Source organism: Ruminococcus sp. AF17-1AC, assembly GCF_003461385.1.
Lineage (GTDB): Bacteria > Bacillota > Clostridia > Oscillospirales > Ruminococcaceae > Hominimerdicola > Hominimerdicola aceti.
This window is the reverse complement of sequence record NZ_QTWZ01000017.1, coordinates 1-19,932: the sequence shown is the minus strand read 5'-3', so window position 1 is coordinate 19,932 and position 19,932 is coordinate 1. Positions and strand designations below refer to the sequence as shown.

Here is a 19,932-nt window from a genome sequence, read left to right as displayed (position 1 = left end):
TTTCTTATTTTGCCACATGAACGTCTGCGTAACTGAAGTTATACCAGAACATCGGGCTTGGGTCATATGTGAACTTGTCGCTTACTGCGTAAACATCAGATGATGTGTAAAGTCCAAGGTAAGGGCACTGGTCAGCAAATATCTTATATGCGTCAGTATAGTAACCCATTTTCTCAGCGTCGTCTGTTGTCTGAGCCGCTTTATCAAGAAGTCCGTCTGCTTCTGTGCTTGTCCAAAGTGTTTCATTCGTTCCGCCCTCGCAAGCGTTAGAGCCTGCATATAATGTCTTTAACATTCCCATAGGATCAAGGAAGTCTGACATCATGTATGTGCCGACTGCGTTGTAATATCTCTCGCCGTTATCCTTTGTCTTGTAGCCGAACATATAGCTGAAGATATCGCTGTCAGGTACTTCCACAAGATTCATTGTGATAGAGCCGCTTGCGTCTACCATTGACTTGAGAAGCTCAGTCTGCTTCTGCGTCTGTGAAGTCGTATAGAAATCAAACTCAAAGCCGTCAGGATACTTTGACTTTGCAAGACATTCCTTTACCTTGTCATAATCCTGAGTATAAACATCGCTTTCGGCGATAGTTGAATCCCACTTAGCCTTATCCATATACATCATGGATTCGCTCATTGGAACAACAGCCGACTGCTTTGCATAATCGCCGCCGATAGTTGTTGTTATCTGGGAACGGTCGATACAATATGCAACAGCCTTTCTTGCCCACTCGTCATCAAACGGCTTTGAAGCTGTGTTGAATGCGATATAGTTTGAAGTCGTTCCCTCGCATGAGAGGATATTGAAGTTCTGACAGCTCTGATATACAGACATAACGCTGTTTGACATACCCTCGACAAAGTCTATCTGTCCGCCCTTTGCCGCAAGTGCTAATGCGCTTTCGTCCTCGATAACATAATATTCTACCTTGTCGATATCGAGAGTATCAGGGTCGCCCCACCAGTTTTCGTTCTTTTCAAGAACTATCTCGCTTCCTGATGACCATGAAGAAAGCTTGTAAGGACCTGTGCCGACAGTCTTTCCGTCAGCAGTGCCGTACTTGTCGCCTTGCTCCTCTGTTACAGACTTCTCGACTATAGTGCAGGCTGATGTTGCAGGAACATACTGCCACGATGAGTCAGGCTGCTTAAGATGAACTGTAAGCGTCCAAGTATCGTTGTCGGCTTCAAAGCTGTCAACGTTTGCAAAAAGATAGCTCATATAATAGTTGTCTTCTGTTACTCTGTTAAGAGAATAAAGCACATCGTCCATTGTCATTTCATTGCCGTCTGAGAACTTTACTCCCTGTCTTATCTTGTATGTGTATGTAGTATCGTCAACCTGCTCCCAAGATTCTGCAAGGGCAGGCTCAACTTTTGTGCCGTCATGTGAGAAGTTAAGAAGCGTGTCATAGCAGTCATAACCTGTGAGAGTTGCTGCCACGATAGTGAAGTCGGCAGGGTCAAACGATGACGGTTCCTGAGTATAGCCTACTCTGAGAACTGTCTCTGAATTTCCTCCTGAAGAACCTGAGCCTGAACCGGAACCTGTGTTGTTAAAGCAGCCTGTCATACAGCTTGAAACTGTTATTGCCAATGCAGCAGCGGCCGCGATCTTGCGTGAGAATTTTTTCATGATAACTTTCCTTTCTTCAAAAGATTTATTACATATCAGCAGCAGTCTTGCTGCGGTCAATGCCTAGTGGGAAATGACAAGCAACGTAATGCCCGTTTCCAATGTCTTTGAGCTTTGGCGTGCGGTTGTCGCACAAGCCCTCTTTGAAATATCTGCACCTGCCTGCAAAGCGACAGCCCTCGGGGATATCCACTGCGTTCGGTATATCTCCCTCCAGCAGGATATGCTTCTTATTTTCAAGAGGGTGTTCCTTTGGCTTTGCTGAAATAAGTGCCTGAGTGTAAGGGTGAGCAACGCTGTTATAGATCTGCTCCACCGTACCCATTTCCATTACCGCTCCCAGATATACCACCGCTATCCTGTCGCAAACGTGACGGACAACGTTCAGATCATGGGAGATAAAAAGTATCGTCTGCCCTTTATCCTCTTTCAGGTCGAGCATAAGATTCAATATCTGCGCCTGCACAGAAACGTCAAGTGCCGAAACAGGCTCGTCTGCAAGAATGAAATCAGGCTCCAGCATAAGCGCCCTTGCTATTGCAAGCCTTTGGAGCTGACCGCCCGAAAGGTCTTTAGGATATCTTGTGAGCAAGTCCTCCGGAAGCGCTATATACTCCATAAGCTGTTTTATCCTCGCCTTGTAGACCTCAGGCTTTATCTTATGCACCTTTGCAGATTCTTCAAGGCTAAAGCGTATAGTCTTTTTCGGATCAAAGGAAGCAAGAGGGTTTTGAAAGACCATTTGCATTCTTGAACGCAGCTCCTGCTGTTCCTTTCGGCTCACATGAGTTATGTTTTTGCCGTCTAAATATATCTCGCCTGAATCAACGTCGATAAGCTTCAGAACGCATCTTCCTATGGTTGATTTGCCCGAGCCGCTCTCGCCTATTATGCCGAATATCTCGCCTTTATAGATATCAAAGCTAACATCATCAACAGCGTGGATATATCTCGCCTTTGCCTTTGCAAGCTTGTAATTGTCAAGGCAGAAATACTTTTTCAGATCTCTGACGCTTATAAAAGGCTGTCTGTCTTTTTCTTTGCTCATTGTGATGTCACCTCCCGCCACTTGAAGCAAGCTGTGCTGTGTCCCTCAGACACATTTTCTGTAACAGGCACGCAGCTTCTGCATTTATCGTCAGCATACTTACATCTTGGTGCAAAGGCACAGCCCTTGAACTTTTCATACAGAAGCGGAGGACTGCCAGGTATGCTTTTCATTCTTTTTTCTGTGTCGCTCTCTCTTGGATTGCTTTCAAGGAGCGCCTTTGTGTATGGGTGAGCAGGGTGGTCGAAAATATCCACAACGCTTGCGGTCTCAACAGCCTTTCCTGCATACATTACAGTTACGCTGTCGCAAATCTCAGCCACAACACCAAGGTTGTGAGTGATGAATATTACCGACGTTCCGCTCTCCTGCTGGAGCTTTTTTATAAGCTTTAGTATCTGCGCCTGGATAGTAACATCAAGCGCCGTGGTAGGTTCGTCTGCAATAAGAAGCTTCGGCTCGCATATAAGCGCCATTGCTATCATTATTCTCTGTAACATTCCTCCGCTCATTTCAAACGGATACTGCTCGTATCTTTTCTCAGCAGGTGTTATGCCTATCTTTTCAAACATCTCGATGACCTTTTCTCTTGCTTCACGGCGATTTAAGTTTTTCTTCGACCTTAGCATTTCCGCTATCTGCTCGCCTGCTTTCATGATAGGGTCAAGGGAAGTCATAGGGTCTTGGAATATCATTGCGGCTGTGCTGCCCCTGAAATCACGGAGCTGTCTGTTGTTCATTGCAAGAACGTCTTTCTCGCCGCTGTCATCTCTTATGTAGATATCCCCTGCATATCTGGTGGTCTCCTCGTTATGGAGCCTTATGACCGACTTTGATGTTACGCTTTTTCCGCAGCCGCTCTCGCCAACGATACCGTGTATCTCCCCTTGCTTCACTTCAAGGTCAACGCCCTGAACGGCGTATACGATACCTCTAACTGTCATAAAGTCTACAGAAAGGTCTTTTATTTCAAGAACGTTTCCTTTTTTCATCTTTTACGCCTCCCCGTTTGCCTTAACTGCTGAAAGCTTCTTTATGCCGTGTTTCTTTTCGTATTTCTTGAATGACGGAAGCTTTCTTGATGACGGGTCGAGATAGTTCTGAACACCGTCGCTGAAAAGGTTTATGGATACTGTTACAAGTATTACGCATATTGCAGGTATAAAAAGCAGTGCAGAGCTATTATAAAGGTTGCCCATGCCGTCACGGAGAAGCGTTCCCCAGTCGGCATTCGGAGCCTGAACGCCAAGTCCCAGAAAGCTCAGAGTCGCCATTGATGTGATAGCCGTACCGATATCAAGTGTGAACTGCGATATCATAGGTGTGATGATGTTCGGCAGGATATGCACGAAAATTATCCTTGCGTCTGAAAAGCCCATTGATTTGCAGGCTTCAACATACACCGCCTTTTTCTCTGTCATTATCATTGATCTTGCGGTCTTTGTTGTAAGAGGGATATAAGAAATGCCAATGGCGATGATACCTGTCATCATGCCCTTTCCCATTACCGCAATAAGGATAAAGGAAAGAAGAAGTGGCGGTATTGCGCTTATAACGTCCCACACCCTCATTACGATACTGTCAAGAGGACCTCTGTAGTATCCGCAGATAAGTCCAAGAGGAACACCTATTACTACCTCTATGGCAACTATAAGAAAGGCATTCAGAATGGAAGTTCTTGCACTGCATATGAGCCTTGAAAAAAGATCTCTGCCAAGTCCGTCAGTTCCGAAAATGTGTCCCTCAGAAAAGGCTGGAGCATATATGGCATTCACGTCTGTGGCAAGAGGGTCATACGGTGCGATAACACTTGCAAAGAGCGATACGAAAACTATGACCGCAAGGAATATTCCCGTCACCGCCACAACAGGTGTGAAAAACGTTCCTGCTTTATTTTTCTTCTTCATTAAAAATCCCACCTTATTTAAGATCAACTCTCGGATCAAGAACGGTATAAAGTATGTCGATAACAAAACTCATTACAAGATAAGCTCCAAGCATGAAAAGCACAAGTATCTGAACTATTGGAAAATTGTTTTCCTCTATCGCCGATATGAGCAGACCGCCTATACCGGGAAGAGAAAAGACCTGCTCAACTATTACTGTCGAGCCTATAGAGCCTGCTATCATATATCCTGCAACTGTTATAACAGGAATAACGGCGTTGTGAAAAGCGTGCTTGTAGGTTATGTTGCTTTGCTTTAATCCCTTTGCAGCCGCTGTTGCGATATAAGGGGATTGAAGCTGATTTATCATGTTGCTTCGTGTGATACGTCCAAGCATCGCAACGAACGTCAGCGCCATTATCAGGCTCGGTATCATTATACGTTGTAAGAACTCTCCGAAATTTGTATATGTTCCGATAAACGAATATCCGGGAACGTACTTTGTCATGAAAATAAGTATCAGTATGCTTATCAAAAATGACGGCGCACCTGAAAGCACAAGCATAAGTCCTGAAATTGCTGCGTCTGAGGGTCTGCCTTTTCTCAGCGCCGCTGCAACTCCCATTATAACAGCTATCACTGAGCCTATGACGGAGCTCATTATCACAAGTCCGAATGTTATTGGAAGCCTTGACATTATAAGACCTTTTACGTCCTGACCGTCAACATAGTCTGTGCCGAAGTCGCCTGAAAGAACTCCCTTTATCCACCTGAGATACTGTATATGCACAGGGTCGTCAAGGTGATATTTTTCTGTAAGAGCCTGCCTAAGCTCAGGAGTGGATTGATTGTTTCCTATCATTACTGTAAGAGGATCTGCGTCTGACATTCTCAGAACAACGAACACCAGAAAGGATACCAAAAACATTATGACTATCATTGAAAGCAGCCGTTTGATTATAAATCTGAACCTTTTCACTTTACATTCCTCCTATATTTACAGCTGCACTTTGCAGGATTTTCTTTTTGAACTTTCATTTTGCTTTTCAAAAATAATTTACTCCACGAAAATTTTCTTTCGATGTACCTATGATATATCCTGTAGCAACTACAACTGCAATACTAAAAATCAGTCATTTTATATTTTATATATAAACTTTTTATTAACGCAAGCTGTCTTTTAAACTTACAGAAAATGTTGTATGAATAAAGGAATTTTATATCCTGCATTTTGTTCATATTCACAAATATGAGAAAAGCGGGGTGCTCCAAAGCAGAAGCACCCCACAAATGAAGATTTGGTAATCAGTAGAAAGCTTAGTCCTCGAACATCTTTCTTGCAGCGAAGCATATCATTTCGGCAGTGAGATCAGTGCCGTATTCGCTTACGTCGATCATAAGATGTTTGTTGTCACGGTCACCACGATTTTTGCCTGTGACGTATTTATAATAGTTGTGGCGCTGGCGGTCAACACGCTTTATAAGCTTGTCAGCCTCCGGCCATGAAAGGTCATAAGTTTCACACATATGCTTTATCCTTGCCTCCAGCGGTGCATAGAGAAAAACGTTCATGTGGTTTGGATATTCTCTGAGAACATAGTCTGCACATCTGCCGAAGAATATGGCGGATACACGCTTGTTTGCAAGATCTCTGATGATATCCACCTGCGCTTTTACAGCCTTGTCGGAATAAAACTGCGTTGATGAGCCGTAGCCGAATGACTTCAGCAGACGGTCAGCGTTCTTGTCAAGCATTTCCTCACTGTCAAGAAACGAGTCACGGCTTATGCCTGCACGCTCTGCCGCCATATCTACAAGGTCCTTGTCATAAAACTCCACCCCAAGCTCAGCCGCCGCCTTTCTTGCGACCTCTCTTGCGTTGCAGCCGAACTCACGGCTTATGGTAATAATAAACTTTTTCATAGTCTATGCTCCTTTTTTTATTTATGAGATTTTCTTTCGTGGCGGCTATCCTCCGCTCCTGTCTGGCTTTTATCTGGATCTTCGGCAAATTCCAACCGAATTTCACCGACATGAGCCTTAGGGAAAACGTCACCACAAGGCTCACCATGCAGGCAGGCATGAACGACATCATGCCATAGCAAAGCAGAAAAGCCACTGCACCTGTAGCAGAAGCGCAGGCATAAATGTTGCCCACAAATATCTCAGGCTTCTTGTTCACGAAAATATCCCTGAGAACTCCGCCCCCAACGCCTGTTATAACTCCCGAAAACACAAGCAAAAAAGTGTTGTCTGACACGCCGCTCCTCATTGCCGCTGTTATACCTGTAACAGTGAAAATGCCAAGACCTATAGTATCGAGCATGAGCATTGCAGAATCATAAAGCTTCAACGCCTTGCCCCCCAGGTCGCCTTTTACAGCCAAGGCAGCAAACACAAGCACCGATATCAAAGCCGCCGCACTCATTGCAAGGGGGTCACGAAACGCTGCCACAGGGTGGCTTCCAATGACGATATCACGCATTATCCCACCGCCTACAGCCGTTGTCACTCCTATTATTATAACGCCAAAAAGGTCAAAACGCCTTTTTATCGCTGTCAGCGCACCGCTTGCCGCAAACGCTGCAGTGCCGATAAGTTCAAGTATCGTAACGATAACATCAAAACGCTCATTCATTCAACGTCCCTGCCTGCATATTTGTGTATCTTCCGCACCGCCGTCGCCTGACTTATGCCAAGCTTCTGTGCCACAGCCACAGATGTTCTGTATTTTTCATAGGCTCTCATCACAAGTCCGCTTTCGTAAAATTCAAGCATATCCTTTAGGGAAGCATTCTGTGCAAATACCTCAGACGAACCGCCTGTTATCCTGTCAGGCAAGTCGAAAACGTCCACCTTTTTCTTCTCAGTAGTAAGAACGATACGCTCGATAGTCCTATGCACCTCGTCGATATTTTCTTTCCAATCATATCCCAACAAACAGCCCATGGCACGAGGCGTGAACTCAACGCTCCGTGAGTATTTCTTGTTTGCCGAGCCGAGATAATAGTCGATAAAGCTTTTAAGATCCTCCGCACGCTCGCCAAGAGAATACATCTGTACCTGATAAGGCTCGAACTCGCTTATAAACTCCTCCGACAGCTTGTCAGCACCTTTAAGCTCCTCCACTGAATGTTCAGAAAGCCCCACAGGCACAATGCCTGCTTTTGCGCATTTTTCAAGGACTGCCCTTTGAAGCCTAGGCGACAGCCTGTCTATATGCTTTATTATCACAGCGTAAATGCCCGAAAGCGGCGATATCATCGACCCCTCTCCAAGAAGCTCCTTTTCTATGACTTCTTCCCCGACAGGTGCGCAGTCATAGGTGTAAAGCGTTCCTTTTTTGCCGTATATAGTGGAAGCAAGATAGCTTTTGCCGCTTCCTGTGGGACCATAGATGTAACACGGACAGCCTGCGTCGCAGAAAACTCCTGCAAGCCGCCTTGCGTCTCTTGAACGGCTGCTTTGGGCGATATAACGCTGTCCGCCGTCACGTCCTGTCATAAGCTCTATTTCATCAAGAAGCTTCTTGTTCTGATACTGTAAAACATTGTAACGCTCCCGCAGGTCGTCAAAGCCTGTTATCTCCCAAGAGGAATAGCTTATTATCATCTCAAGCTCTCCGTCCTTGAATACCGGTATACCGGTGACAAAAGTTTCGTCATTGTCAATGCCCTTTTGCACTGTTGTGACACGCTTGTGGCTTTCAAAGACCATTTGCGTCACGCAAGGAGAAAACATCTTCATCATTTCCTCTGAGCCTGCGAATTTACCTATTATGTCAGAGCCTTTTACGCTTCTGCCGCTAAGATAGGAGTCTGAAACAAATCTGAACACTCCGCTGCTGTCGGCAATAGTCACTCCTGGGTGGATACTTTCGAGAATGTGCCCTAGCTGCTCATAATCCATTTGTCTGCACTCCTTTCTGCGGCTTTATAGTTTACACATTAAGTATCTTTGAGAAGAACTGCTTTGCACGGTCGCTCTTAGGGTGCTTGAACACTTCCTCAGGGGTGCCGTCCTCGATAACATAGCCGCCGTCCATAAAGCAGACCCTGTTTGCTACCTCTGCCGCAAAGCCCATTTCGTGTGTGACAACTATCATTGTCATTCCTGCCTGAGCTAGGTCTTTCATAACGTTCAGAACTTCGCCAACGAACTCAGGGTCAAGGGCGGAAGTCGGCTCGTCAAAGAGTATGACCTCAGGCTCCATTGCAAGAGTCCTCGCAATAGCCACACGCTGCTGCTGACCGCCTGAAAGCTGAGTAGGATAAGCGTCTGCCTTGCCGTCCATTCCAACTCTCGCAAGAAGCTCCATGGCTTTCTTCTTCGTTTCTTCCTTGTTAGCCTTTTTAACCTGAACAGGACACTCCATGACGTTTTCAAGCACCGTTTTGTGCGGCCAAAGGTTGAACTGCTGGAACACCATTCCAACGTTCTTTCTTATGACCTTTGCAGCCTTTTCGTTAAGCTTTTTGTTGTGCTTGTCCTCGTCGATGCCCTTTAGGGAAACTCCGCCTATATCTATCTCGCCTGATGTCAGCTCCTCGAGATAGTTCAGGCATCTGAGAAAAGTGCTTTTTCCCGAGCCGCTAGGGCCAATAACGCTTACCACCTCGCCCTTGTAAATATCCATATCTATTTTTCTGAGGACCTTAAGCTCCCCATAATTCTTTGCCAGATCGTGAACCGATATAACAGGCTTTCTGCTTTCAGCCATTGTATTTTACACTCCTTTTTCGTCAGATAGCAACACGGTTGTTGTGCTTTTCTATACATCTTGATGCAAACTCAATAACAAGGTTCAGCGCCCAGTAAAGAACGCCTGCACAGATATAAACTATCAGAGGGCTGAAAGTTATACCGATAGCCTCTTTTGTCATCATTGTCATTTCTGCAACTGTGATGATAGAAAGGATAGATGAGTCCTTAACAGTCTGAACAAACTGTCCTGTCAGTGACGGAACGATTATTTTCAAAGTCTGAGGGAAAATTATTCTCACCATTGTTTTAAATCTTGACATTCCCATTGCATATGAAGCTTCAAACTGTCCCTTTGGGATAGCGCTGACACCGCTTTCAAGGATAACTGCGGTATAAGCCGCTGTGTACATTCCAAGAATTATAACGCCTGTTGAGAACGCCGAAACGTTCAGACCAAGAGCAGGGAGTCCGTAATATGCAAGATATACCTGCACCATAAAAGGGGTGCATCTGAATATCTTTATAAACGCCCTTGCGATAAGCTCAACAGCCTTGTTTTTTGAAAGGCACATATAGCCTGCCGCCGAGCCTAACATTATTGCAATGAGGATAGAAAGCACCGATATCGCCGCCGTTGTTCCAAGACCCTGCAAAAGCAGCGGAAGCGCTATTTCCGCAACGTGCATAAATTCGTTCATATATCTGCGCCTCCTTATCTTCTTTCAAGTCTTTTCTTCTGAAGCTTTACAAGCTCTTCAAGTCCTGCGCAGATAACAAAATACATAACTGCGATAGCAATATAGAAAGGCAGGTTTATGTATGTCTGCGTTACAAGACGCTGAGCCGTTCTTGTAAGCTCTACGATAGCCAATACAGAAAGCATCGGCGACACCTTTATAACGTTTATGAACTCGCTTGTTAGCTGTGGCAAAGCTACCTTGAATACCTGCGGGAAAACTATCCTCATCAGTATCTTTGGCTCGCTCATGCCCAAGGCCCTCGCCGCCTCCGTCTGACCCTTTGGTATAGCCGTAAGTCCGCCACGGATTATCTCTGCGATAAATCCGCCGCTGTTAAGGCTAAGAGCGATTATGCCTGACGCCAGGTTTGAAAGGTTTAGACCCATTACTGCAAGCGCCTGATATATAATGTATATCTGCACCAGCACAGGCGTGCCACGGACAAAGCTTATATAAACTGCGACTATCTTTTTCAGTATTCTTGAAGGAAGCGAGTCGCCGCCCATTCTCATCACCGAAAGCAGCATACCAACGCAAAGCGCTATAAGTATCGCTGCAACGGATACGAATACTGTATAGCCAAGACCTTTCAGCAGCAGGTCTTTATAATGCCATACTATGTTGAAATTCTCCATTGATATATAATGCTCCGCCGTTTGTGACGGAGCATTTCCTCCTTTCAAAAGTGCTTTTTACTCGGCAGGGATATAATCGCTCTCAGGCAGGTCAACGGCTTCACCAAACCATTTCTTCTGAAGCTCTGCAAGAGTTCCGTCCTCTTTGAACTTGTGTATCTCAGAGTTGATATAGTCAGAAAGCTCTGTGTCTTCCTTACGAACAGCCCATGATACCCAAGTGTCTGTGCCGACCATTTCAGCCTTGCCTGAATCGTCAGCCACTATCTCATAATCGTCAGGATTCTTCATTACAACTGCGGCGCAGCTTGCATAGTTCTGAGCAACAAGGTCTATCTTGCCGTTCTTAAGCTCTGCAAAAGCCTCAGGGAATGAGTCGTATTTGAGCAGTTCAGCATAGCCGTCCTTGCCCTCTGACTTTAGCTTCTCGTTGAATTTCTTTGTATCGTCCTCATTGTAGCAAGAAGTCTGTGTGCCGACCTTTTTGCCCGACATATCTTCGATAGACTTGATGCTGTCATCGCCCTTTCTCTTTACGAAAACTGTAGTTCCGTTCTGGATAGGATAAGTCATCGTGTACTTGCCTGCACGTTCAGCGGTTACGCCAAGTGTTGCTCCAACAACGTCGTATTTCTTTGCTTCAAGTCCTGCAAGTATCCCTTGGAACGGCAGGTCGATATAATCAAGCTCTACCCCCAGATCGTCGCAAATCTTAGCGAACAGGTCTGCGTTGTAGCCTATGATCTTATCGCCGTCCATGTATTCAAAAGGCTCATAAGCGGCTTCCGCCGCAACTGTGAGCTTACCGTTTTCCTTGATCTGATCCAGTGTGAGCGGACCTGTGTTCTTGCTGCTTCCGCAGGCTGTAAGACATCCTGCCACAAGTGCCGAAGCCACTGCCACTGCACAAACTTTTCTTAACATTCCAAATCTTCTTCCGCTTTTCATAACTGATTCCAACCTTTCACTTACTTTTCTAAATAATTCGGAGCGCTGACAAGCCGGACACCCTAGTGCCGCTGTCAACGCTCCGTTGCGTTTGATATTATATTTATTGGAGAGTGAATTATTTTTCTATCTTTATTTTCTCTTGCCGATCTTCTTCTGATAAGCAAGGATAGACATGAACTCAAAAATGATATTTGCGCCCATATAAGCTGTTATCTCTGAGTGGTCATATGGAGGAGCAACTTCTACTACATCAAAGCCTGTGAAGTTCAGATCTTTCAGCGCTCTTATATATTGAAGTGTTTCAAAGGAAGTAAATCCGCCCACCTCAGGAGTACCTGTACCTGGTGCATAAGCCGGGTCAACAAAGTCGATATCGAACGTAAGAAACACCTTATTGTCGCCCACCTTTTCCTTTATGACCTTAAGAAGATCTTCAGGAGAATATGTGTGGAGCTTGTCCCCTGGGATAACCGTGAAGCCAAGGTCTGCGGCGATCTTGAAATCGTCAGGATCGTAAAGAGAACCTCTCATGCCTATCTGAACCGACTTCTCAGGATCAATAAGACCCTCCTCCATTGCTCTTCTGAATGGTGTGCCGTGATTGTATTTCTGACCGAAAACCGTATCGCACAGGTCAAGGTGTGAATCGAAATGCACAAGACTTACCTTTCCATGCTTCTTTGCGATAGCTCTAAGTTCGCCAAGGGTGATAGCGTGGTCGCCGCCAATGCTTATCGGAACTGCACCGCATTCAAGAACACCGTCCAAGGTCTGCTCGATAGCTGCATATGTTTCGTGGATATAATCAGGGATCACAGGAACGTCGCCAAGGTCTGCGCCCTTGAGTGAATCCATAATGTTGACGCCCATTGCAACATTGTTAGGCTTTATCATTGCCGAGATGTTTCTTACACCGTTAGGACCAAATCTTGCGCCTGCTCTGAAAGAAGCTGCGGTATCGAACGGTATACCAACGATAGCGAAATCCAATCCCTCTGCTGAGGTCGCGTGAGGAAGCCTCATGAAATTACCCATATTACAAAAACGAGGAGAGCCTGAGGCGCTCGGTGGCTGACAATTGTTGTTGATCATTTGAGGTCACTTTCCTTTCAAAATCACTGAGGAACATATCCGCATGACCGTTCAAGTCATTTCTGAATTGCTCTATGTGCAGAATTATATCACCATTCCTGCAAGTTGTCAAGAGCTAATTTTCAATTTTCCTGAAAATTATTCACTTTGGAATAAGCTTTGTTATCACTTGTACAGCGTATTTACGCCGTTTCACCCATATCAAAGTCGAAACTATTCATTTTTGAATAGTTTCTTTGTGCAAATCTACAAAGGGCAATAATGCAATATTCAGATACTAGACTTTCATTTTGTTCACATCTATTTTTTATTCAAAGCTGAATAAAATAAGAATTTTTCATTAACACTATTGCCAAATAAAAAGCTCTGTGCTATACTGATAATCAAAGCAATGACGCTCTTATAACCGATACGGCAATGCCTGTCGGTTTATAAGGGCGTTGTTTTTTTATTATCACTATGTTAAACTCAGAAAACAATTTTGAAAGGAAGTTTTATTATGGCTTGTTTTTTAGTACCAGCAACAGAAGCGATCGTTACAACTATTGTGGCAAAGGCAGTAAAGTCTCACGAGGCAAAGGCAGAGGAGCAGACAAAGGTCAAAGCTCTTTCGGAGGACAAGCTTCCTCTTTCTAAAAAGATAACAAGGCTCTCAGGCTTTCTGTGGGGCGGCTCAGGACTTTTGGCATTTGAGCATCTGTGGCATGGCGAGATATCTCCGTTCTTCCCATTCCTGACAGCGGCTAACGACCCTTCGGAAATGGCAGTAGCATTCCACGAAATGGCGACTGTCGGAACATCAATGGCTGTTCTTGTGACAGCGGTATGGGCTGTGCTGACTGTGGTGTCTGACAAGATACTGAAACGTAAGCCAAAAGAGACTGCAAAGCTGGGCGGTGACGCCGTATGACACTTCTTATCACTCTCATAGCAGCCGTTATCGTTACTATAGTATGGTATACATCACCAAAAGCCAGAAAGCTTAAAGTGGGACTGATGTGCTATATGTACTGGGGCGCATCTATAATGTGGCTGGTCGACGCACTTTTTGAATACAAAGAGCAGGGCTCAGGATATTTCACCCCTGCCGCCGCAGACATGATAAATGACAGCTTTTTAGGGATCTGCGTTGTTGCACTCGGCACCGTCGTATGGCTCGGCACTATGCTCATAAGCGACCCTGAGGGAGTAGTAAGAAAAGCCCTTACAGAGAAAAAGCAGTAGATACACTATACTATATAAATAGGAGGAATAATAATGCGACTTGTTCCAAGAGAGCAGGATAAGCTTATGCTCCATTATGCGGGCATGCTTGCCCGTGACCGAAAGGCACAGGGATTAAAGCTCAACTACCCTGAAGCTGTGGCATACATAAGCATGGAAGTAATGGAAAAAGCAAGAGCAGGAGCGTCAGCCGCTGAGCTTATGCAATACGGCACAAAGCTTCTTACCGCTGATGACGTCATGGACGGCGTTCCTGAAATGATACACGAAATACAAATAGAATCCACAATGCCCGACGGCACAAAGCTTGTGACAGTACATGACCCTATCAAGGGTGCAAGCAAGCTTCACCCAGGGGAATTTATCGTTGAGGAAGGCACTGTCAAGCTCAATGAGGGAACAGAAAGCATTGAGCTTACAGTTTCAAACACAGGGGACAGACCTATCCAGACAGGCTCTCACTTCCACTTTTTTGAGGTAAACAAGGCTTTGGAGTTTGACCGCAAGGTGGCTTATGGTATGCGGCTTGATATCCCCGCAGGCACAGCGGTAAGATTTGAGCCGGGAGAGAAAAAGACCGTCCGTCTTATACCTATCGGCGGTGACCGCATAGGCTATGGTCTGAATGGTCTTGTAAACGGAAAAATGGACGATGAAAACATCAAGCAGGCAGCCTTTGAAAAGGCTAAAAAGCTTGGCTTCAAGGGGGTGTAGGAAATGATCGAGATATCGAGAAAAGCTTACTGCGATATGTATGGTCCGACAGTTGGCGACAGAGTGCGCTTGGGCGACACTTCTCTTATTGCAGAAGTGGAAAAAGATTTGACAGTTCATGGTGATGAAGCAAAGTTCGGTGGAGGAAAATCTCTTCGTGACGGCATGGGGCAATCCTGCAAAGCCACAGACAAGGAGTGCCTTGACACTGTTATCACAAACGCTCTTATCATCGACAGCACAGGAATCATAAAGGCTGATGTTGGCATAAAGGACGGCAGGATAGCAGGAATAGGCAAAGCAGGCAACCCCGACATCATGAATGGCGTTGACAAAAACATGATAATAGGCGCTTCCACGGAAGCTATCGCAGGCGAGGGACTTATCCTCACCGCCGGCGGACTTGACACGCACATTCATTTTATTTCCCCTACTCAGGTGAGAACAGCCCTTTACAGCGGAATCACCACCATGATAGGCGGTGGTACAGGTCCTGCTGACGGCACCAATGCCACCACCTGTACACCTGGCGAGTTCAATATCCACAGAATGTTGGAAGCCTCCGAAGACCTGCCAATGAATTTCGGCTATCTCTGCAAGGGAAATTCAAGCGACATCACAACTCTTGAGGAGCAGATAAAGGCAGGCTGTATAGGCTTGAAGATACACGAGGACTGGGGCTCTACCCCTGACGTTATCGACCACGCACTTACTGTTGCGGATATGTATGACGTTCAGGCTGCTATCCACACCGATACTCTTAACGAGGGTGGATTTGTTGAAGATACCGTCAATGCTTTCAAGGGCAGGACTATCCACACTTATCACACAGAGGGTGCAGGCGGCGGACACGCTCCTGACATTATCAGAGCAGCAGCGTTCCCGAATGTTCTCCCTTCCTCAACGAACCCTACAATGCCTTACACCGCAAACACTCTTGACGAACATCTGGATATGCTCATGGTGTGTCATCACCTTGACAAGAACGTACCGGAGGACATTGCTTTTGCGGATTCAAGGATACGTCCTGAAACTATCGCCGCAGAGGACGTTTTGCACGATATGGGAATATTCTCAATGATGAGTTCCGACTCTCAGGCAATGGGACGTGTAGGCGAAGTTATCACACGAACATGGCAGACCGCTGACAAAATGAAGAAACAGCGTGGCGCACTCCCTGAGGACAGCCAGCGAAACGACAATTTCAGAATAAAACGCTACATTTCAAAATACACTATCAACCCTGCTATAACCCACGGCGTATCAGAATATGTAGGCTCAGTGGAAGTTGGCAAGGTGGCAGACCTTGTTCTTTGGAATCCTGCATTTTTCGGTGCAAAGCCTGATATGATAATAAAGGGCGGATTTATTTTCGCATCAAAAATGGGCGACGCAAACGCTTCTATCCCTACCCCTCAGCCTGTGTGTTACACAGAAATGTTCGGTGGTCACGGGCTTGCCCTTTCAAGCACCTGTATCACGTTCGTATCAAAATACGCCTACGAGGACGGCATAAAAGAGAAGCTTGGTCTTAAAAGGCAGGTGCTTCCTGTGAAGAACTGCCGAAACATCTCAAAGGCTGATATGGTATACAACAACGTCTGCGGTGATATAAGAGTAGACCCTGAGACCTACACTGTCACAGTTGACGGCGAAGTTATTACCTGCGAGCCTTTTGACGAGCTTGCATTGGCACAGCGTTACTTTATGTTCTAAAGCGAGGAAACAAAAATGATAGCAGAAAAAATATTAGGCAATCTCTCTGAAAGCACCCCCTCTGTAGAAGTAGACACAGTTGAGCTTGATTGGTTTGAAGCCGAGAAAAAGCGCATAAGAAAAACCACCGCAGGAGGACGTGACATAGGCATTGCCATTGACGAAAACCTAAAGGACGGGGATATCATCTATCTTGACGATAAGCTTTGCGTAGCAGTGAAGCTCACAAGCTGTCCCCTTATCAAGATAAACGTTCACACTATGCAGGAAATGGGCAGGCTTTGCTTTGAGATAGGCAACAGGCATTTGTCACTTAAAATATCTGACGACAACGTGCTTATCCCACATGACGAGCCTACAGAAAAGCACCTGAAAAACCTCGGCTTTGAGTGCGAGAACATCATAGGCAGATTTGACGATTTTATCGTCTGCAAAGCTCACGGACACTCACACAGCCACTCCCACGAGCATGGGGAACATCATCACCACGAACATTCACACTAAACGGAGCTGATAAAAAAATGACCGATACCGCAGGACTTATGCACATTCTGCAAATATGCGACAGCCTTTTCCCAGTGGGTGCGTTCACGCTTTCAAACGGGCTTGAAACCTACGTTCAGCATGATATCATCACTTCGCCAAAAGGGCTTGAAGAATATCTCCATTCTTACATCTCAGCGCTGCCCTACAATGAGCTTGGTGCGGCGGCAGCGGCATACAATGCAGACGAAAAGGAGCTTTGCCGTCTTGATGAGATATACTCTGCGGTGAAAACACCATTTGAGATACGAAGCGGCTCAGAAAAGGTCACAAGGCGTTTTTTCAAAATATGCAACAATGGTCGGGATAGCTTTACGGGGCTTTATAAAAGCCTGACGGAGCAGGGCAAATGCAAGGGTCATCAGTGCATCGCCTATGGGCTTTATATGCGTGACAATGGCATCGAGCTTTCAGAGGGGCTTGCGGTATACGGCTATTCCATATGCTCCGCCATAGTCACAAACTGCGTGAAGCTTGTACCGCTGAGCCAGCTTGCAGGGCAGAAAATTCTCGGAGAGAGTTTTGAGCTTATATCCTCCGCCGCAGAAAAAGCCCTTTTCACTGATATAAACGATATCGGCATAAGCGGCGCAGGCTTTGACCTGCGTGCAATGCAGCACGAACGGCTGTATTCAAGACAGTATATGTCATAAGCTATGATTTATATAATATAATAAGGAGTACCAAAAATGAGCTATGTAAAAATAGGCGTAGGCGGACCTGTGGGATCGGGAAAAACCGCACTTATCGAACGCCTTACAAGAGAAATGTCAAAAGAATATTCCATATGCGTTGTAACAAACGATATCTACACCAAAGAGGACGCAGAATTTCTTACAAAAAACTCATGCCTGCCTGCTGACAGGATAGTTGGCGTTGAAACAGGCGGCTGTCCTCACACCGCCATAAGAGAGGACTGCTCAATGAACTTGGAAGCCGTTGACGAAATGGTGAAAAAGCACCCTGACACGCAGATCGTTTTCATTGAAAGCGGCGGCGACAATCTTTCCGCCACATTCTCCCCTGACCTTGCAGACGCTTCTATCTATGTTATCGACGTTGCACAGGGTGAAAAGATACCAAGAAAAGGCGGCCCCGGCGTGACACGTTCCGACCTGCTGGTTATCAACAAGACAGACCTTGCGCCACTTGTTGGAGCTTCCCTCGAAGTAATGGCTTCCGACTCAAAGCGCATGAGGGGCGACAGACCGTTTCTTTTCACAAATCTCATGAGCCGTGAGGGCGTTTCTCAGGTCATAGACTGGATAAAAAAATCAGTGCTGTTTGAGGATCTGAAATGAACGGCAGACTAAGCCTGTCAACAGCCTTTTACGGACAAAAAACCGTTACTGAGGACTTATATTTCGCTCCCCCTTTCAAGGTGTATTCACCATTTTATGACCATAAAGGCTGGGCGAAATATATCTCAATGTGCGGCTCAGCAGGAGTATTGGCAGGTGACGAAAACGAGATAAAGCTTTTTGTGGGGGAAAACTGCAAGGTCATTTTCACAGATCAGGGCTATCAAAAGCTTTTCAACACAAACGGCGGCGTATCAAAACAGAGCATAAAGCTTGTTGTGCGCAAAAACGCAAGGCTTTGCTATATGCCCCACCCTATAATGACTTTCACAGGCTGTGAGCATATCTCTATGGGCAAGGTGAACATCACAGAAAGCTCTGAGCTTATTTTTTCTGAGATATACTGCTGTGGCAGAACTGCAATGGGAGAGGAGTTCGGCTTGAAGCGCTTTCGCTCACGCACCGAGATAGCAATTGACGGCAGGGCGGATTTTATCGACAACACTCTTATCGACCCCGCCGCACTGCCCATACGGCAAAAAGGCTTTTTCGAGGGCTTCACCCACACGGGATTTATGTATATCTACACCCCTGACAAGACAATGCTGGAAAGCATTTACCAAGCCGACTACACAGGCGACCATGACAGTGCACAGCTTTGCGCCACTCACACGGAACGTGGCATAGCCATAAGAGCCTTGGGGCGTTCGGGAGAAGAGATTTTTGACGCTTTTCAGCTCATTGCAGAAAAAATCCGCACATAAAAACAGCGGATAAAATATTGTTAAACTTTTCATAAATGATAAACAAAACCAGTGAAAGCCTGCTGTAGGCTTACACTGGTTTTGGTTATTTCTCACGACAATATTCTTCGTATGCTTCGTCTATAAGAGGTCTCAGGGCGTTGTAGTCATCGTCACCTGATATAAAGCTATAGCACGGCACACACAGATCTTTAGCAGGACAAGTCTTACCATAATCATTAAAATACTGCTTATCGTAATAATTTACCGCAAAGTCACGGACATTGGGTTTTATATCATTCTCACAAAATGCACCGTCCAATATGTACATAAGATATTCCGCACCGCTCATTTTGCCCTCACGGACCTGCGCACAGGATTCCTCGTCACTTTCATCAATAAGCTCGTTAAAACCCCTGTCAATAAGCCACCTTAAAAATAATCCTATATGATTTGACGCCAACAGCCATATTTCTTCCTGCTGTTCTTCGGTAAGCTCACCCTTCACATTATTTGTTTTCCTATACAGCTTTTCAGTATCGTCCCAGTGCCAGTCCGCCTTATCTACAGCCATATGCTCTCCCCCTTTTGTTATATGCCTTTATTGTATCACAAACTCTCTTTCATGTCAATAATTTTCCTAGCATCTCACAAGTCCCCTCTGTAGGTTTGTCAATCATATTGGACACTATTATTAAGAAATTCGATAGGCGAAAACCATTTGAGGGGACGCATAGGACGGTTGTTTGTTCGACTTAAACGTGCAGCTAGCTGCACGTTTAAGTCGTCGCAGGAATAAAACCTATGGCACGAATAGAATTTGTTGTGATCTTCTCGGTGACTGCGCTCTACTTTGCCATTGTGCCTAGGCGTATATGGACGAATGAGTTTGTGTTCAATGCCAAGTTGTGAGAGCGTATTCTCAAACAGCGTTTTCTTGTCCCTTTTGCTTGGCGAAAAGCGGTTAGTAAATTCAAATCCATTGTCGGTCTGAAT

At 45.6% G+C, this 19,932-nt stretch carries 23 protein-coding genes; 8 read left to right on the top strand and 15 right to left on the bottom strand.

Annotated elements, in window-relative coordinates:
• Window positions 1–4: 4 nt before the first annotated feature.
• The 13 genes from DWW81_RS10575 to speB form a co-directional block, all read right to left on the bottom strand.
• Window positions 5–1,639, bottom strand: coding sequence for an ABC transporter substrate-binding protein (locus DWW81_RS10575; RefSeq protein WP_117897710.1), 1,635 nt, complete (start codon window positions 1,637–1,639; stop codon window positions 5–7).
• A 28-nt stretch (window positions 1,640–1,667) separates the two neighbouring features.
• Window positions 1,668–2,687, bottom strand: a complete 1,020-nt coding sequence (locus DWW81_RS10570; RefSeq protein WP_117897709.1) for an ABC transporter ATP-binding protein — start codon at window positions 2,685–2,687, stop codon at window positions 1,668–1,670.
• Window positions 2,684–3,679 carry an ABC transporter ATP-binding protein gene (locus DWW81_RS10565; RefSeq protein ID WP_117897708.1) on the bottom strand — a complete coding sequence of 332 codons (996 nt, stop codon included), beginning with the start codon at window positions 3,677–3,679 and terminating at the stop codon, window positions 2,684–2,686. The genes DWW81_RS10570 and DWW81_RS10565 overlap by 4 nt, the downstream gene beginning before the upstream one ends.
• Window positions 3,680–3,682: 3 nt before the next feature.
• Window positions 3,683–4,594, bottom strand: coding sequence for an ABC transporter permease (locus tag DWW81_RS10560; RefSeq protein WP_117864141.1), 912 nt, complete (start codon window positions 4,592–4,594; stop codon window positions 3,683–3,685).
• A 13-nt stretch (window positions 4,595–4,607) separates the two neighbouring features.
• The gene (locus DWW81_RS10555) at window positions 4,608–5,552 is read right to left on the bottom strand and encodes an ABC transporter permease (RefSeq protein WP_117897707.1); all 945 of its coding nucleotides are present in this window, start codon (window positions 5,550–5,552) and stop codon (window positions 4,608–4,610) included.
• A gap of 338 nt (window positions 5,553–5,890) precedes the next feature.
• Window positions 5,891–6,496 (bottom strand): cytidylate kinase-like family protein, encoded by a 606-nt coding sequence (locus DWW81_RS10550; RefSeq protein WP_046441110.1) that lies wholly within the window; start codon window positions 6,494–6,496, stop codon window positions 5,891–5,893.
• Complete coding sequence (locus tag DWW81_RS10545) at window positions 6,465–7,211, bottom strand: trimeric intracellular cation channel family protein (RefSeq protein ID WP_117897706.1); 747 nt, start codon at window positions 7,209–7,211, stop codon at window positions 6,465–6,467. Before DWW81_RS10545 ends, DWW81_RS10550 begins: the two co-directional genes overlap by 32 nt.
• Entirely contained in the window at window positions 7,208–8,482 is a 1,275-nt protein-coding gene (locus DWW81_RS10540; RefSeq protein ID WP_117897705.1) for a sigma 54-interacting transcriptional regulator, read from the bottom strand. Before DWW81_RS10540 ends, DWW81_RS10545 begins: the two co-directional genes overlap by 4 nt.
• 31 nt (window positions 8,483–8,513) lie before the next feature.
• Window positions 8,514–9,293: an amino acid ABC transporter ATP-binding protein gene (locus DWW81_RS10535; protein ID WP_022286948.1), complete on the bottom strand. Its 780-nt coding sequence runs from the start codon at window positions 9,291–9,293 to the stop codon at window positions 8,514–8,516.
• Between the two features lie 22 nt (window positions 9,294–9,315).
• Window positions 9,316–9,975: an amino acid ABC transporter permease gene (locus DWW81_RS10530; protein WP_117897704.1), complete on the bottom strand. Its 660-nt coding sequence runs from the start codon at window positions 9,973–9,975 to the stop codon at window positions 9,316–9,318.
• 14 nt (window positions 9,976–9,989) lie between these two features.
• Window positions 9,990–10,652, bottom strand: a complete 663-nt coding sequence (locus tag DWW81_RS10525; RefSeq protein WP_117877688.1) for an amino acid ABC transporter permease — start codon at window positions 10,650–10,652, stop codon at window positions 9,990–9,992.
• A gap of 57 nt (window positions 10,653–10,709) precedes the next feature.
• Window positions 10,710–11,576: a transporter substrate-binding domain-containing protein gene (locus DWW81_RS10520; RefSeq protein ID WP_181982722.1), complete on the bottom strand. Its 867-nt coding sequence runs from the start codon at window positions 11,574–11,576 to the stop codon at window positions 10,710–10,712.
• A gap of 156 nt (window positions 11,577–11,732) precedes the next feature.
• Window positions 11,733–12,695, bottom strand: a complete 963-nt coding sequence (gene speB / locus DWW81_RS10515) for an agmatinase (RefSeq protein ID WP_022286952.1) — start codon at window positions 12,693–12,695, stop codon at window positions 11,733–11,735.
• Window positions 12,696–13,194: 499 nt separating this feature from the next.
• Between speB and DWW81_RS10510 the strand changes: the two genes are divergently transcribed.
• From DWW81_RS10510 to DWW81_RS10475, 8 genes are read left to right on the top strand one after another with little or no spacing between them, the layout of a single operon-like run.
• Entirely contained in the window at window positions 13,195–13,605 is a 411-nt protein-coding gene (locus DWW81_RS10510) for a hypothetical protein (RefSeq protein ID WP_117877690.1), read from the top strand.
• Complete coding sequence (locus DWW81_RS10505) at window positions 13,602–13,919, top strand: hypothetical protein (RefSeq protein WP_117897702.1); 318 nt, start codon at window positions 13,602–13,604, stop codon at window positions 13,917–13,919. Before DWW81_RS10510 ends, DWW81_RS10505 begins: the two co-directional genes overlap by 4 nt.
• A 33-nt stretch (window positions 13,920–13,952) precedes the next feature.
• Window positions 13,953–14,633 (top strand): urease subunit gamma, encoded by a 681-nt coding sequence (ureA, locus tag DWW81_RS10500; RefSeq protein ID WP_117897701.1) that lies wholly within the window; start codon window positions 13,953–13,955, stop codon window positions 14,631–14,633.
• 3 nt (window positions 14,634–14,636) lie between these two features.
• A complete protein-coding gene (gene ureC, locus DWW81_RS10495; protein ID WP_002851786.1) occupies window positions 14,637–16,349 on the top strand; it encodes an urease subunit alpha in 1,713 nt (570 codons plus the stop codon).
• A gap of 15 nt (window positions 16,350–16,364) precedes the next feature.
• A complete protein-coding gene (locus tag DWW81_RS10490; RefSeq protein ID WP_117864122.1) occupies window positions 16,365–16,853 on the top strand; it encodes an urease accessory protein UreE in 489 nt (162 codons plus the stop codon).
• A 17-nt stretch (window positions 16,854–16,870) separates the two neighbouring features.
• Window positions 16,871–17,545 (top strand): urease accessory UreF family protein, encoded by a 675-nt coding sequence (locus DWW81_RS10485; RefSeq protein ID WP_117897700.1) that lies wholly within the window; start codon window positions 16,871–16,873, stop codon window positions 17,543–17,545.
• A gap of 36 nt (window positions 17,546–17,581) precedes the next feature.
• Window positions 17,582–18,193: an urease accessory protein UreG gene (gene ureG / locus DWW81_RS10480; protein WP_002851818.1), complete on the top strand. Its 612-nt coding sequence runs from the start codon at window positions 17,582–17,584 to the stop codon at window positions 18,191–18,193.
• The gene (locus DWW81_RS10475; protein WP_117897699.1) at window positions 18,190–18,957 is read left to right on the top strand and encodes an urease accessory protein UreD; all 768 of its coding nucleotides are present in this window, start codon (window positions 18,190–18,192) and stop codon (window positions 18,955–18,957) included. The genes ureG and DWW81_RS10475 overlap by 4 nt, the downstream gene beginning before the upstream one ends.
• An 85-nt stretch (window positions 18,958–19,042) precedes the next feature.
• On the opposite strand, the gene DWW81_RS10470 is transcribed toward DWW81_RS10475, so the two are convergent.
• Both DWW81_RS10470 and DWW81_RS10465 read right to left on the bottom strand, forming a co-directional pair.
• Window positions 19,043–19,510 (bottom strand): hypothetical protein, encoded by a 468-nt coding sequence (locus tag DWW81_RS10470; RefSeq protein ID WP_117897698.1) that lies wholly within the window; start codon window positions 19,508–19,510, stop codon window positions 19,043–19,045.
• A gap of 98 nt (window positions 19,511–19,608) precedes the next feature.
• Window positions 19,609–19,836, bottom strand: coding sequence for an integrase core domain-containing protein (locus DWW81_RS10465; protein WP_278308106.1), 228 nt, complete (start codon window positions 19,834–19,836; stop codon window positions 19,609–19,611).
• Between the last annotated feature and the right edge of the window lie 96 nt (window positions 19,837–19,932).

Bases quoted from the DNA above. Each gene is read 5' to 3' on its own strand.
- DWW81_RS10505 (WP_117897702.1), top strand. From the start codon at position 13,602: ATGACACTTCTTATCACTCTCATAGCAGCCGTTATCGTTACTATAGTA.
- ureA (WP_117897701.1), top strand. From the start codon at position 13,953: ATGCGACTTGTTCCAAGAGAGCAGGATAAGCTTATGCTCCATTATGCG.
- ureC (WP_002851786.1), top strand. From the start codon at position 14,637: ATGATCGAGATATCGAGAAAAGCTTACTGCGATATGTATGGTCCGACA.
- DWW81_RS10475 (WP_117897699.1), top strand. From the start codon at position 18,190: ATGAACGGCAGACTAAGCCTGTCAACAGCCTTTTACGGACAAAAAACC.
- DWW81_RS10545 (WP_117897706.1), bottom strand. From the start codon at position 7,211: ATGAATGAGCGTTTTGATGTTATCGTTACGATACTTGAACTTATCGGC.
- DWW81_RS10575 (WP_117897710.1), bottom strand. From the start codon at position 1,639: ATGAAAAAATTCTCACGCAAGATCGCGGCCGCTGCTGCATTGGCAATA.
- ureG (WP_002851818.1), top strand. From the start codon at position 17,582: ATGAGCTATGTAAAAATAGGCGTAGGCGGACCTGTGGGATCGGGAAAA.
- DWW81_RS10530 (WP_117897704.1), bottom strand. From the start codon at position 9,975: ATGAACGAATTTATGCACGTTGCGGAAATAGCGCTTCCGCTGCTTTTG.
- DWW81_RS10570 (WP_117897709.1), bottom strand. From the start codon at position 2,687: ATGAGCAAAGAAAAAGACAGACAGCCTTTTATAAGCGTCAGAGATCTG.
- DWW81_RS10540 (WP_117897705.1), bottom strand. From the start codon at position 8,482: ATGGATTATGAGCAGCTAGGGCACATTCTCGAAAGTATCCACCCAGGA.
- DWW81_RS10550 (WP_046441110.1), bottom strand. From the start codon at position 6,496: ATGAAAAAGTTTATTATTACCATAAGCCGTGAGTTCGGCTGCAACGCA.
- DWW81_RS10525 (WP_117877688.1), bottom strand. From the start codon at position 10,652: ATGGAGAATTTCAACATAGTATGGCATTATAAAGACCTGCTGCTGAAA.
- DWW81_RS10560 (WP_117864141.1), bottom strand. From the start codon at position 4,594: ATGAAGAAGAAAAATAAAGCAGGAACGTTTTTCACACCTGTTGTGGCG.
- speB (WP_022286952.1), bottom strand. From the start codon at position 12,695: ATGATCAACAACAATTGTCAGCCACCGAGCGCCTCAGGCTCTCCTCGT.
- DWW81_RS10520 (WP_181982722.1), bottom strand. From the start codon at position 11,576: ATGTTAAGAAAAGTTTGTGCAGTGGCAGTGGCTTCGGCACTTGTGGCA.
- DWW81_RS10565 (WP_117897708.1), bottom strand. From the start codon at position 3,679: ATGAAAAAAGGAAACGTTCTTGAAATAAAAGACCTTTCTGTAGACTTT.
- DWW81_RS10510 (WP_117877690.1), top strand. From the start codon at position 13,195: ATGGCTTGTTTTTTAGTACCAGCAACAGAAGCGATCGTTACAACTATT.
- DWW81_RS10485 (WP_117897700.1), top strand. From the start codon at position 16,871: ATGACCGATACCGCAGGACTTATGCACATTCTGCAAATATGCGACAGC.
- DWW81_RS10490 (WP_117864122.1), top strand. From the start codon at position 16,365: ATGATAGCAGAAAAAATATTAGGCAATCTCTCTGAAAGCACCCCCTCT.
- DWW81_RS10470 (WP_117897698.1), bottom strand. From the start codon at position 19,510: ATGGCTGTAGATAAGGCGGACTGGCACTGGGACGATACTGAAAAGCTG.
- DWW81_RS10535 (WP_022286948.1), bottom strand. From the start codon at position 9,293: ATGGCTGAAAGCAGAAAGCCTGTTATATCGGTTCACGATCTGGCAAAG.